General features: G+C 70.4%; 12 protein-coding genes. 6 read left to right on the plus strand and 6 right to left on the minus strand.

Annotated features, from left to right (window positions below):
- Window positions 1-15 precede the first annotated feature (15 nt).
- From CRP56_RS24060 to folE, 5 genes are all read left to right on the plus strand, one after another.
- Window positions 16-1,170, plus strand: coding sequence for a zinc-dependent metalloprotease (locus tag CRP56_RS24060; RefSeq protein ID WP_097267225.1), 1,155 nt, complete (start codon window positions 16-18; stop codon window positions 1,168-1,170).
- A gap of 193 nt (window positions 1,171-1,363) precedes the next feature.
- Window positions 1,364-2,389, plus strand: a complete 1,026-nt coding sequence (tilS, locus tag CRP56_RS24065; RefSeq protein WP_097267227.1) for a tRNA lysidine(34) synthetase TilS — start codon at window positions 1,364-1,366, stop codon at window positions 2,387-2,389.
- A gap of 53 nt (window positions 2,390-2,442) precedes the next feature.
- Window positions 2,443-3,003 carry a hypoxanthine phosphoribosyltransferase gene (hpt, locus tag CRP56_RS24070; protein ID WP_097267229.1) on the plus strand — a complete coding sequence of 187 codons (561 nt, stop codon included), beginning with the start codon at window positions 2,443-2,445 and terminating at the stop codon, window positions 3,001-3,003.
- Between the two features lie 196 nt (window positions 3,004-3,199).
- Window positions 3,200-5,239, plus strand: a complete 2,040-nt coding sequence (ftsH, locus tag CRP56_RS24075; RefSeq protein ID WP_059193994.1) for an ATP-dependent zinc metalloprotease FtsH — start codon at window positions 3,200-3,202, stop codon at window positions 5,237-5,239.
- A gap of 122 nt (window positions 5,240-5,361) precedes the next feature.
- Entirely contained in the window at window positions 5,362-5,967 is a 606-nt protein-coding gene (folE, locus tag CRP56_RS24080) for a GTP cyclohydrolase I FolE (protein ID WP_097267231.1), read from the plus strand.
- A gap of 72 nt (window positions 5,968-6,039) precedes the next feature.
- Here folE and CRP56_RS24085 read toward each other — a convergent pair whose 3' ends face one another.
- The 6 genes from CRP56_RS24085 to CRP56_RS24110 all read right to left on the minus strand — a co-directional run bounded on the left by CRP56_RS24085 (window position 6,040) and on the right by CRP56_RS24110 (window position 11,314).
- Window positions 6,040-6,525 carry a DUF3180 domain-containing protein gene (locus CRP56_RS24085; protein WP_097267233.1) on the minus strand — a complete coding sequence of 162 codons (486 nt, stop codon included), beginning with the start codon at window positions 6,523-6,525 and terminating at the stop codon, window positions 6,040-6,042.
- A 107-nt stretch (window positions 6,526-6,632) separates the two neighbouring features.
- On the minus strand, window positions 6,633-7,244 hold the full coding sequence (folK, locus tag CRP56_RS24090; protein WP_097267235.1) for a 2-amino-4-hydroxy-6-hydroxymethyldihydropteridine diphosphokinase: 612 nt from the start codon (window positions 7,242-7,244) through the stop codon (window positions 6,633-6,635).
- The gene (folB, locus tag CRP56_RS24095; RefSeq protein WP_079311404.1) at window positions 7,241-7,600 is read right to left on the minus strand and encodes a dihydroneopterin aldolase; all 360 of its coding nucleotides are present in this window, start codon (window positions 7,598-7,600) and stop codon (window positions 7,241-7,243) included. Before folB ends, folK begins: the two co-directional genes overlap by 4 nt.
- 314 nt (window positions 7,601-7,914) lie before the next feature.
- Complete coding sequence (locus CRP56_RS24100; RefSeq protein WP_097267237.1) at window positions 7,915-8,418, minus strand: nuclear transport factor 2 family protein; 504 nt, start codon at window positions 8,416-8,418, stop codon at window positions 7,915-7,917.
- Window positions 8,415-9,308, minus strand: a complete 894-nt coding sequence (gene folP / locus CRP56_RS24105; protein ID WP_097267239.1) for a dihydropteroate synthase — start codon at window positions 9,306-9,308, stop codon at window positions 8,415-8,417. Before folP ends, CRP56_RS24100 begins: the two co-directional genes overlap by 4 nt.
- 194 nt (window positions 9,309-9,502) lie before the next feature.
- The gene (locus CRP56_RS24110) at window positions 9,503-11,314 is read right to left on the minus strand and encodes a phosphatidylglycerol lysyltransferase domain-containing protein (protein WP_097267241.1); all 1,812 of its coding nucleotides are present in this window, start codon (window positions 11,312-11,314) and stop codon (window positions 9,503-9,505) included.
- 234 nt (window positions 11,315-11,548) lie between these two features.
- Here CRP56_RS24110 and CRP56_RS24115 point away from each other — a divergent pair, with 234 nt between their 5' ends.
- Window positions 11,549-12,676: an alpha/beta hydrolase gene (locus CRP56_RS24115; RefSeq protein WP_097267244.1), complete on the plus strand. Its 1,128-nt coding sequence runs from the start codon at window positions 11,549-11,551 to the stop codon at window positions 12,674-12,676.
- Window positions 12,677-12,797: the final 121 nt, after the last annotated feature.

A 12,797-nucleotide genomic window follows, 5' to 3' on the forward strand; every position in this document is an offset into this window, starting at 1 on the left:
ACGTACGGTTGACGCATGACGAGCATCGGCGGTGCTGCTTCTTCTCAGATGGTCGACTGGAACCTCGCGGTGGCGACCGCGACCCGGCTCGTGCGGCCGGGGCCGGAGGTGAGCCGCGACGAGGCCCGGGCCGTCGTCGCCGAACTGCGCCGGCACGCCAAAACCTCGGAGGGGCACGTCCGCGCCTTCACCGGGCTCGCCACCGAGGAGAGCCACGACACCCCGGTCCTCGTCGTCGACCGCCCCGGCTGGGTGCGGGCCAACGTCGCCGGCTTCCGGGAGATCCTCAAGCCCCTCCTCGACAAGATGCAGGAACGGCGCGGCAACACCCCGGGCGGCGCGGTCCTCGGCGCCGTCGGCGGCAAGGTCACCGGCGTCGAACTCGGCATGCTGCTGTCCTTCCTGGCCTCCCGCGTCCTCGGCCAGTACGAGACCTTCGCCCCGGCCACCCGCGAACTCCCGGCCGGGGAGAACGGCGGCGGACGGCTGCTGCTGGTCGCGCCGAACATCGTGCACGTGGAGCGCGAACTCGACGTACAGCCCCACGACTTCCGGCTGTGGGTGTGCCTGCACGAGGAGACCCACCGCACGCAGTTCACCGCGGTGCCCTGGCTGCGGGACCACCTGGAGGGCGAAATCCAGTCGTTCTTGGGGGAGACCGAGGTCGACCCCATGACCGTCCTGGAACGCATCCGGGAGGCCGCCCAGTCGCTCGCCGGCGGGCGTCCCGAGGGCGAGGAGGACGACGGCGGGCGCTCGCTCGTCGAGATCGTGCAGACCCCGGCCCAGCGCGAGATCCTCGGCCGCCTCACCGCGGTGATGTCCCTCCTGGAGGGCCACGCCGACTTCGTGATGGACGGCGTGGGCCCGGACGTCGTGCCGAGCGTCCAGGAGATCCGCGAGAAGTTCCAGCAGCGGCGGGCCAAGGGCGCCTCCCGGCTCGACATCGCCCTGCGCAAACTGCTCGGCCTGGACGCCAAACTCCGGCAGTACCGCGACGGCGAACGCTTCGTACGGGCCGTCGTCAACGAGGTCGGCATGGACGGCTTCAACCGCGTGTGGACCTCCCCCAACACGCTCCCGACGAAGACGGAGATCGCCAAACCGGCGGACTGGATCGCGCGGGTGCACCGCAAGGGGGATCCGGGGGACTCCGCGACCGAGTCGTGAACCGCGCGGAAAGGTCGTGAAAGAAAACCGGCCGACGGCAGGCGAACGCCCCTCCAATCACCCGTCCGAGGGACCGTGAGCCCTGGGTAGGCGTGCAATGCTCGGGGAACGGCCCGGTTCTGTCACCATCTACACACTCTGAGTGACCGAACCTCGGGCTCACCCCCCGAAAACTTCATGAAGGGAACCGGACATGGGTCCCCATCCTGCGGTCGCGGCGATACGCCTGGCGGTCCGCCGCGTCCTCCACGACATCCTGACCGAACACACCACCCCCTCCGACGACTCCCCGCACGAGCGCCCGCCGTACCCGCTCGTGCTCGTGGCCTGCTCCGGCGGCGCCGACTCCATGGCCCTCGCCTCCGCCCTCGCCTTCGAGGCCCCCAAACTCGGCATCCGCGCCGGCGGCGTCACCGTCGACCACGGCCTGCAGCCCGGCTCCGACCTCCGCGCCGAGGAAGTCGCCCTGCGGCTGCGCCAGCTCGGCCTCGACCCCGTCGAGTCCGTCGCCGTCACCGTCGGCCGCGAAGGCGGCCCCGAGGCCGCCGCCCGCGACGCCCGCTACGCCGCCCTCGACGCCGCCGCAGAGCGCCACGGCGCCACCGCCGTCCTGCTCGGCCACACCCGCGACGACCAGGCCGAAACCGTCCTGCTCGGCCTCGCCCGCGGCTCCGGCATCCGCTCCCTGTCCGGAATGGCTGCGGTCTCGGGGGCCGACGGCCGTTACCGTCGCCCCTTCCTCCAGCTCGACCGGCAGACCGCCCGCAAGGCCTGCATGGTCCAGTCGCTGCCCGTCTGGGACGACCCCCACAACGCGGACCCCGCCTACACCCGCTCCCGGCTGCGCCACGAAGGCCTGCCCGCCCTGGAGAAGGCCCTCGGCAAGGGCGTCGTCGAGGCACTCGCCCGGACGGCCCAGCTCTCCCGCGACGACGCCGACGCCCTCGACGCCTGGGCGAGCCAGGCCGCGACCGCCGTCCGTGACGCCGCCGGACTGCTCGAATGCGCCAAGCTCTACGCCCTGCCGCCCGCCGTGCGCCGCCGAGTGCTGCGCCGCGCCGCCATCGAGGCCGGCGCCCCGGCGGGCTCGCTGTTCGCCCGGCACATCGAGGAAGTCGACCGGCTGATCACCGGCTGGCGCGGCCAGGGGGCCATCAATCTCCCCGGCAAGGTCGTCGCCCAGCGGCAGGGTGGCAGACTGGTGATTCGGCAAGGCTGAATCCTTCCCCCTCGCGAGGGGTGACGGGCAGACCGGTGGGACGACCGAAAGTGATGCGGGTGGACGCGAAAGACATGGGCACCGACCTCAAAGAGGTGCTCATCACCAAGGAACAGATCGACGCCAAGCTGGCCGAGCTGGCCGCGAAGATCGACGCGGAGTACGCGGGCAAGGACCTGCTCATCGTCGGCGTCCTCAAGGGCGCGGTGATGGTCATGGCCGACCTCGCGCGGGCGCTGTCCACCCCCGTCACCATGGACTGGATGGCCGTGTCGTCGTACGGCGCGGGCACCCAGTCCTCCGGTGTCGTCCGGATCCTCAAGGACCTCGACACCGACATCAAGGGCAAGCACGTCCTGATCGTCGAGGACATCATCGACTCCGGCCTGACCCTGTCGTGGCTGCTGTCCAACCTCGGCTCCCGGGAGCCGGAGTCGCTGAAGGTGTGCACCCTGCTGCGCAAGCCGGACGCCGCCAAGGTCGCCATCGACGTGGAGTGGGTCGGCTTCGACATCCCCAACGAGTTCGTCGTCGGCTACGGCCTCGACTACGCCGAGAAGTACCGCAACCTCCCGTTCGTCGGTACGCTCGCGCCTCACGTCTACGGCGGCTGACTCGGCCTTGGGGCCAAGCGAGCCGTCTTCCTAAGACGATCGGGAACCCCGGCGGGTTTCGCGCCGTTGGAGCATGCAGACGGGCTCGTTCAGCCGTCCCGTGCGGCTTTGGGCAACAAAGCTGGGGTACCGTCAGAAGAACTGTCTTATCAAACTCACTATGGCAGGAGGGACGGGGCGACACCGCTCCGTATGGATGGACGTGAAGCGATACTTCCGTGGGCCGGTCATGTGGATCGTGCTGGCCGTCCTTGCCGTGGTCGTGTTGATGCAGGTCGTCGGCTCGTCCGGTGGCTACAAGACGGTGGACACCGGCCAGGTGGTCCAGGCGATCAATGACAACAAGGTCCAGCAGGCCAAACTGACCACCGGCGACGAGCAGACCATCAAGGTCGAGCTCAAGGACGGCGAGAAGGTCGACGGCAGCTCAAAGATCCAGGCGAGCTACATCGGCGACCAGGGCCAGAACCTCGCCGCGACACTGCAGACCAAGTTCGAGCAGAAGCAGATCCCCGACGGGTACACCGTCTCGCCGACCAAGCAGAACGCGTTCGTCGGCATCCTGCTCTCCCTGCTTCCCTTCGTCCTCATCGTCGTCGTCTTCCTGTTCCTGATGAATCAGATGCAGGGCGGCGGCTCCCGGGTCATGAACTTCGGCAAGTCGAAGGCGAAGCTCATCACCAAGGACACCCCCAAGACGACCTTCGCGGACGTCGCCGGGTCCGACGAGGCCGTCGAGGAGCTCCACGAGATCAAGGAGTTCCTCCAGGAGCCGGCCAAGTTCCAGGCCGTCGGCGCCAAGATCCCGAAGGGCGTCCTGCTCTACGGTCCTCCCGGCACCGGCAAGACCCTGCTCGCGCGTGCCGTCGCGGGCGAGGCCGGCGTCCCGTTCTACTCGATCTCCGGTTCCGACTTCGTCGAGATGTTCGTCGGTGTCGGTGCCTCCCGAGTCCGTGACCTGTTCGAGCAGGCCAAGGCGAACGCCCCGGCGATCGTCTTCGTCGACGAGATCGACGCGGTCGGCCGCCACCGCGGCGCCGGCCTCGGCGGTGGTCACGACGAGCGCGAGCAGACGCTGAACCAGCTGCTCGTCGAGATGGACGGCTTCGACGTGAAGGGCGGCGTCATCCTGATCGCCGCCACCAACCGGCCCGACATCCTCGACCCGGCCCTCCTGCGCCCCGGCCGCTTCGACCGCCAGATCGCGGTCGACCGCCCGGACATGCAGGGCCGTCTGGAGATCCTCAAGGTTCACCAGAAGGGCAAGCCGGTCGCCCCAGACGTCGACCTGTCGGCGGTCGCCCGCCGCACGCCGGGCTTCACGGGCGCCGATCTGTCCAACGTGCTGAACGAGGCCGCGCTGCTGACGGCCCGCTCGGACAAGAAGCTGATCGACAACCAGATGCTGGACGAGGCGATCGACCGCGTCGTGGCGGGCCCGCAGAAGCGGACCCGGATCATGTCCGACAAGGAGAAGAAGATCACCGCGTACCACGAGGGCGGACACGCCCTGGTCGCGGCGGCCTCACCCAACTCCGACCCGGTCCACAAGATCACCATCCTGTCCCGCGGCCGTGCCCTGGGCTACACGATGGTCCTGCCGGACGAGGACAAGTACTCCACCACGCGCAACGAGATGCTCGACCAGCTCGCCTACATGCTGGGCGGTCGCGCGGCCGAGGAACTGGTCTTCCACGACCCGACCACGGGCGCGGCGAACGACATCGAGAAGGCCACCGCCACGGCCCGCGCGATGGTCACCCAGTACGGCATGACCGAGCGTCTCGGCGCCATCAAGTTCGGCGGCGACAACACCGAGCCGTTCCTCGGCCGTGAGATGGCCCACCAGCGCGACTACTCGGAAGAGGTCGCCGCCCTGGTGGACGAGGAAGTCAAGAAGCTCATCGAGAACGCGCACAACGAGGCCTGGGAGATCCTGGTCGAGAACCGCGACGTCCTCGACAACCTCGTCCTGCAGCTGCTGGAGAAGGAGACGCTGGGCAAGGAGGAGATCGCCGAGATCTTCTCCGCGATCGTCAAGCGTCCGGCCCGGCCCGCCTGGACCGGCTCCTCCCGCCGTACGCCGTCCACCCGTCCGCCGGTGCTCTCCCCGAAGGAGCTCGCCCTGACGAACGGTGCCAACGGCGCCACCCCGGCGATCTCGACCGCCAAGGCCACGGCGGCGGAGTCCGCGCCCGTGACCGAGCCGGCCCCCGAGGACCGTCCGGAGAGCTGATGTTCCGGGCCCCGGTGGCCCCCACCAGGCCCGGAATGGATGCCGCGCCCCCCAGGTTCTAGCCTGGGGGGCGCGGCGTTTTTCGGCCGTGCAGGCAGGGACACCGAGGAACGAGGCACCAGATGACCGACCCCGTGACGCTGGACGGCGAAGGCGCCATCGGCGAGTTTGACGAGAAGCGCGCCGAGAACGCCATCCGCGAACTGCTGATCGCGGTCGGGGAGGACCCGGACCGGGAGGGGCTCAAGGAGACGCCGGGGCGGGTGGCCCGGGCGTACAAGGAGATCTTCGCGGGGTTGTGGCAGAAGCCCGAGGACGTGCTGACGACGACGTTCGACCTGGGGCACGACGAGATGGTCCTCGTGAAGGACATCGAGGTCCTGTCGAGCTGTGAGCACCACCTCGTGCCGTTCGTCGGTGTCGCGCACGTCGGCTACATCCCGTCCGCCGACGGCAAGATCACGGGGCTGTCGAAGCTCGCCCGGCTCGTGGACGTCTACGCCCGCCGGCCGCAGGTGCAGGAACGTCTCACCACGCAGATCGCCGACTCCCTGATGGAGATCCTGGAGCCGCGTGGCGTGATCGTCGTCGTCGAGTGCGAGCACATGTGCATGTCCATGCGGGGGGTACGCAAGCCCGGGGCGAAGACCATAACGTCGGCGGTCCGTGGGCAGCTGCGGGATCCCGCGACGCGCAATGAGGCGATGAGCCTGATCATGGCGCGCTGAGGCCTTGGGAGACCCTGAGGTGGGGTCTGATGCCTTGGGAGACCCGGAGGTGGGGTCTGATGCCTTGGGGCGTCAGGCCGTCGACGTCGCGCCCGTGTTCCGGTCGTCGTCCTCCGGGAGCTTGCACACGCGCTCCAGGAAGAGGGCGGCCGCTATCACCCCGATGCCCGCCAGGACCGAGAAACCGGCGTAGATGGCCTGGTCGCGGCGGGCGGGGATGTCGAGGGACTCCAGCAGGAAGACGCCGGTGCCGCCGTACATGCCGGAGACCAGGGCGGCGACCAGGGCGCTGGCCTGCCCGAAGACGACGGCGCGGGCCGCCATCAGCGGGTCCACGCCCTTGGCCTCGGGACGGCGCTCACGCTGGGCCTTGAGGCGGGCGCGGATCGACAGCGCCGTGGACAGCAGGACCACGGCGATCAGGGCCAGCACGATGGGGGCGGCCAGGGGGACGCTGGGAAGGGTCCCGATCGAGGCCCACAGGCCGGCGCCCGCCCAGGACAGGACTCCGGCGACGATGAACACGCCGGCCAGCAGCCTGATGCGCAGCTCTCTCACGGTGACCCTTCAGCTCCCCCGGATGGCAGGGACGGTGTGGTGCCCTGATCCTTGTGCCCGACGCTCGTGCTCCGACCTTAACGAGCCCGTGCTCTTGACCTTAACGACTATTCGGGCAGCCGGAGTTCCAGGTCCTTGCGGGCTTCCACGCCGTCCCGGGTGACGTCGGCCAGGAGGCCGGCGACGGGGCCGCGGCCGGGGAGCTGGGCTTGCGGCTCCACGTCGTGCCACGGCGCCAGGACGAACGCGCGTTCGTGGGCGCGCGGGTGGGGGAGGGTGAGCGTCGGGTCGTCGGAGACGACGTCGGCGTACGCCACGATGTCGACGTCCAGCGTGCGCGCGCCCCAGCGCTCGTCGCGGACGCGGTGGAAGGCCTCCTCGACCGCGTGGGCCCGCTCCAGCAGGGACGACGGGGGAAGCGTCGTCTTCACGATCACCACCGCGTTGAAGTACGACGGCTGGCTGCCCGGCTCGACGCCCCACGGCTCGGTCTCGTACACGGGTGAGACGGCCTTCACGCGGACGCCGGGGGTGTCCTCCAGCGCGTCGATGGCGCCCTGGAGGGTCTCGAGGCGGTTGCCCAGGTTGGAGCCGAGGGAGATCACCGCGCGTTTGGGGTTGTGCAGCGTGGTGTCGGCGGCGTCCACCTGCTGGACGACGGAGGCGGGCACCGGCTGGACGGTCGGGTCGCTCGGGCCCGTGGCGAAGGACGCGGTCATACTCGGCTCCGGGTGATGGTGATCGTCACGTCGTCGAAGGGGACCGTGATCGGCGCGTCCGGTTTGTGGACGGTGACCTCGACCTCCTCCACCCCCTCGTGCTTCAGGCAGGCCTGGGCGATGCGCTCGGCGAGGGTCTCGATGAGGTTCACCGGCTCGCCCTCGACGACGGCCACGACCTCCTCCGCCACGATGCCGTAGTGCGCGGTCTTCGCCAGGTCGTCGTCGGCGGCGGCCGGCCGGGTGTCCAGACCCAGGACGAGGTCCACGATGAACGTCTGGCCCTCCTCGCGTTCCTTGGGGAACACACCGTGGTGCCCGCGGGCCTTCAGGCCGCGCAGCGCGACACGATCCACGCGAATCACTCCTGCAATCGTCGGTAATGGCCGGTTCGTACCGGGTGCGGGCGGCACACCGGCCTCGAACGAATCTACCTGCGGGCACTGACAGCACCGGGCCACGGGGGCATGGGGCCGAGCCGGGGCCAGGAGGTTTCACGGTGTGTTTCCCCTGGGGAACCCGGCAGCTCACGGGTTGGTAGCCGCCCCTACCCAAGGGGTGGTGATTCCAACCACTTCTTGGTCCCTGTGGGCGGCTCCGGTGGGTCGTCGGTGGGCCTTCGGGGGTCTCCGGGGGTCTCAGGTAGGTGGCTTGTGGTGCGCCTACCCACTCAGGAGGGGGTCTCGTCCCCTTCGCCCTCGTCGTTTTCGGCCAGAACGGGGGACGCGTGGTGGGACCAGAGTTTCCAGCCGGACGGGGTGCGGTGGAACACGTTGGTGGCGACCACCAGCTGGCCCACGAGCGGGCCGAGCTCCTCGCCGCCCTCGGGGGCGGGCCCGCCGCTGAGGATGTTCTCGGTGCAGGTCACCAGGGCGGTGTCGCCGGTGACGGAGACATGCACGTCGGTCAGGAAGAACTGGATGTAGTCGGTGTTCGCCATGATCAGGGCGTACGACCGCAGGACCTCGCCGCGACCGGTGAGCACGGGCCAGCCGGGGTGCACGCAGGAGATCACGCCGGCGTCGGCGGGGTCGTGGTACTCCTCGTCGACGTCCAGGTCCGCCGGGGTGAGCCAGAGCGAGGAGAGCTCCTCGAAGTCACCGCGCTCCATCGCCTCGTAGTAGGCGGTGTTGGCGGCTTCCACCTGCTCGACGTCGGTGTGGGGGGCGTTCACCGGGCTCCTTCTGCGCCGTTGCCCGCCGCGCGCGCCCCTTCCACGGCGCGTGCGACCCGTACCGCGTCCGCCGTCGCGCGCACCTCGTGCACACGCACCGCCCATGCGCCGGCGTGCGCCGCGAGCGCGGAGACGGCGGCCGTGGCGGCGTCGCGCTCGCGGGCGGGCGGGGGCGCCGCCTCCGGGCCGGCGGCGAGGACGCGGCCGAGGAAGCGCTTGCGGGAGGCGGCGACGAGCAGCGGGTGGCCGAGGGTGAGCAGGCGGTCGAGGTGGGCGAGCAGGACGAGGTCGTGCTCGGCGTCCTTGGAGAAGCCGAGACCGGGGTCGACGACGATGCGGTCGGGGGAGACGCCGCCGGCGAGGACGGCTTCCACGCGCGCGTGCAGTTCGTCGACGACTTCGGTGACGACGTCGTCGTAGACGCCCTTGACGTTGCCGCCCTCCAGGAAGCCGCGCCAGTGCATGACGACGAAGGGGGCGCCCGCCTCGGCGACGACCGGGATCATCGCGGGGTCGGCGAGGCCGCCGCTGACGTCGTTGACGAGGGCGGCGCCGGCGGCGAGGGACTGGGCGGCGACGGAGGCGCGCATGGTGTCGACGGAGACGGTGACGCCCTCGGAGGCGAGGCCTCGGACGACCGGGATGACGCGCTTGAGCTCCTCGGCCTCGTCGACGCGGGTGGCGCCGGGGCGGGTGGACTCGCCGCCGACGTCGACCAGGTCGGCGCCCTCGGCGACCAGGGCGAGGCCGTGCTTGACGGCCGCTGCGGTGTCGAACCAGCGGCCGCCGTCGGAGAAGGAGTCGGGCGTGACGTTCACGACTCCCATGACCGCGCAGCGGTCCCATGCCGGTAGGCCGACGACGCGCCCGCGTCCGCTCTGCTTGCTCATGCGTTCAGCCTAGGCCCCGTGGGGAGCCGTACCGGAGTGCGGCCCGAGCGGAAGCCCCCGGGCTGGGGGGTGGGGCTTCCGCTCGGGCCAGTCCTCGGGCGGCTCCGGGCCGCTGAGGGTCAGGCTGGTCCTCGGGCGGCTCCGGGCCGCCCATGGGCACGCTGCTCCTCGGGCGGCTCCGGGCCGCTCAGGGGTCACGCCGCGCGGACGTCTCTTTCCGTCACCGAGTGCGCGCACGCGCGCGGGACGGTCCTGCGGCGGCGCAGGAAGCGCGGCACGGGGAGGGCGAGGTTCACGAAGCCCTCGGCCTGCATGGCGGCGAAGCCGATGCGGGGCAGGTCGCCGGAGGCGCGGTAGACGACGAAGCGGGGCTCCCAGCGGGGCTGGAACTTGGCGTTGAACTTGTACAGCGACTCGATCTGGAACCAGCGCGAGAGGAACACCAGCAGCCCGCGCCAGGCGCGCAGCACCGGTCCCGCGCCGATCTTCTCGCCGCGCGCGAGGGCGGAGCGGAACATGGCGAAGTTGAGGGACACGCGCGTGATGCCGAACTTCGGGGCGGCCTGGAGGGCGGCCACGATGAGCAGTTCGTTCATGCCGGGGTCGGCCGAGCGGTCGCGGCGCATCAGGTCAAGGGAGGCGCCGTCGCGGCCCCAGGGCACGAAGTGCAGGATCGCCTTCAGGTCGCCGTACTCGCCCGGCTGTTCGTCGGTCTTGTGGGCGGTGGCGATCAGGCAGTCGCCGTCGGCGAGGTCGCCGATGCGGCCGAGCGCCATGGAGAAGCCGCGCTCGGTATCGGTGCCGCGCCAGTCGTCGGCGGCCCGGCGGATGCGCTCGAGCTCGGCGTCGCCGAGGTCACGGACGCGCCGTACGCGGGTCTCGTAACCCGCGCGCTCGATGCGCTTGACCATCTGGCGCACGTTGCGCATCGCGCGCCCGGCGAGGGAGAAATCCGCGACGTCCACCACCGCCTCGTCGCCCAGTTCGAGGGCGTCCAGGCCGGTCTCGCGGGTCCACACCTCGCCGCCCGTCTCCGAGCAGCCCATGACGGCGGGCGTCCAGGAGTGGGCCTGGGCCTCGTCCATGAAGCGCTCGATGGCGCCCGGCCAGGCCTCGACGTCGCCGATCGGGTCGCCGCTGGCGAGCATCACGCCGCAGACGACGCGGTAGGTCACCGCGGCCTTGCCGCTGGGGGAGAAGACGACGGCCTTGTCACGGCGCAGCGCGAAGTGGCCGAGGGAGTCGCGGCCGCCGTGCTTCTCCAGGAGGACCCGCAGGCGGGCCTCGTCGTCCTCGGTGAGGCGCGCGGCGGGGTGTTCGGGGCGGAAGGCCAGGTAGATCGTCGTGATGGCCGTCAGCAGCCCCAGGGCGCCCAGCGAGAAGGCGACCGTCCAGGAGGTGTTGCCCTGGTAGTCGACCGGGCCCTCGAAGCCGAACAGGCCGTACAGGACGTGCGTAATGCGATCGGCCAGGCTCGGGTCGCCGACCAGCGTCTTGGGGTGGACGCTGACGATGACCAGGCCGAGGAGGAGGGAACCGGCACCCATGAGGACGAAGTTCGCGAGCGCGCGCCAGCGGCTGCGCGGGTCGGGCAGCGCCTTGAACTGGTCGCGGTGGATCAGCAGCGGCGCGAGCAGCGCGAGCGAGATGAGCACGCCCACCGGGGAGTGGCGGTACGTGAACTGCGCGACCGCGCCGACCGGCAGCAGGACCACGGCGGCCCGCCAGGCCCGCCGCTTGCGGCGCCGGAGGCCGTGCGCCAGCAGGAGCAGCAGGACGCCCGCGCTCAGCGAGAGCGCCGCGGCGAACGGGCCGAGCGCGCCCGGCAGCACCTCGGCCAGGGTGTGCATACGGCTGTGACGGAAGCGCGGGAACACGCCCGCGGCGATGTCCAGAAGCCCCACCACCGCGCAGGCTCTGGCGACCAGGACCGGGACGGCCTCAGGGCGCGGACCACGCGGTACGCGCCGCACGCGCGGTGATCGGCTCGGAACCCCGGCCGACATTTCCTCATCTGTCCTGACAGACATCGCATCCCGTAGTTCTGCGAGAGACCTGGATCCGGTGCCCGTTTCGGGCATCCGGCGACATTGCGCCCTCTAGGACGGTGTCTCGGGGAGAGAGGTTCACTCACTTCCTCAAAGCCGGTTCAAAGGCCGGGAAAAGGGCCGGACAAGCCCTCGCGAAGATCCGCGGGAGGCGCGTCGGCACGGGGCGAAAGTGCAGGCAGGAAACAAACCATGGGTCTCACGAGCAACAACGTGCTGGTGCTGGCGATCGCGTCGGCCGTGGCTCTGTTCGTCGGCACGGTATGGCTGTGGCCGCGGCTGGCGCGGCGCGGCTGGCGGGCCGTCAGCGGGCGCGTGGGGCTGCTGTTCGCGACCCAGCTGGCGCTGTTCGCGGCGCTCGGCCTCGGCGCCAACCAGTCCTTCGGGTTCTACGCGAGCTGGGCCGACCTGTTCGGGCAGGAGGACGAGCAGGGCGTCGTCATAGACCACACGGCGAACCGCGGCTCGGGCGGCCCGCTCCAGGTCACGGACGTACGACGGGTCAAGGAGACCGGCAGCGGGCGGCCGCAGCGCGGCGGCCAGATCCAGAAGGTCGACATCGTGGGCCGTACGACGCACATCGCGACGTCCGCGTTCGTGTACCTGCCGCCGGAGTACTTCCAGCCGCAGTACCGCACGCGTACGTTCCCGGCGGCCGTGGTCCTCACCGGATATCCGGGCACCGCGCAGGCGCTGGTCGACAAACTGCACTACCCGAGCACGGCGTTGGAGCTCGCCAAGGACGGCCGTATGCAGCCGATGATCCTGGTGATGCTGCGGCCGACCGTGGCGCCGCCACGGGACACCGAGTGCGTCGACATTCCGAACGGACCGCATACGGAGTCGTTCTTCGCCAAAGACCTGCCGGACGCCGTGCTCGCGCACTACCGGGTCGGCAAGAAGCCGGGCAGCTGGGGCGTCATCGGCGACTCGACGGGCGGTTACTGCGCGCTGAAGCTCGCCATGCACCACCCGGACGTGTACGCGGCGGGCGCGGGGCTTTCGCCGTACTACAAGGCACCGATCGACCCCACCACGGGAGATCTCTTCCAGGGGAACAAGGAACTCCGCAATCGCGCCGACCTGTGGTGGTACCTCAAGCACGAACCGGCGCCCGACACCTCACTGCTCGTCAGCAGCAGCAAGGTGGGCGAGTCGAACTACAAGGACACCCTGAAGTTCATAGAGCGCGTCAAGGCGACCGACCGGACCCGTATCTCGTCGATCATCCTCGAAAGCGGCGGGCACAACTTCAACACCTGGCGACGGGAGATTCCGGCGACCTTGCAGTGGATCAGCGGGCGGTTGAGCGACCGGTGAGACCGTAAATGATCTTGATGTTCGAGGGGTGCGGGAGTTCCCCTTGCCGAATTCGGTGGCCGGTCTGATTCCTGATGTCGTGTGAAGGCCGCGGGATGGCTGTGTTTTTACGGGCCGGGGC

This window comes from Streptomyces sp. TLI_55, from assembly GCF_900206255.1.
Lineage (GTDB): Bacteria > Actinomycetota > Actinomycetes > Streptomycetales > Streptomycetaceae > Streptomyces > Streptomyces aquilus.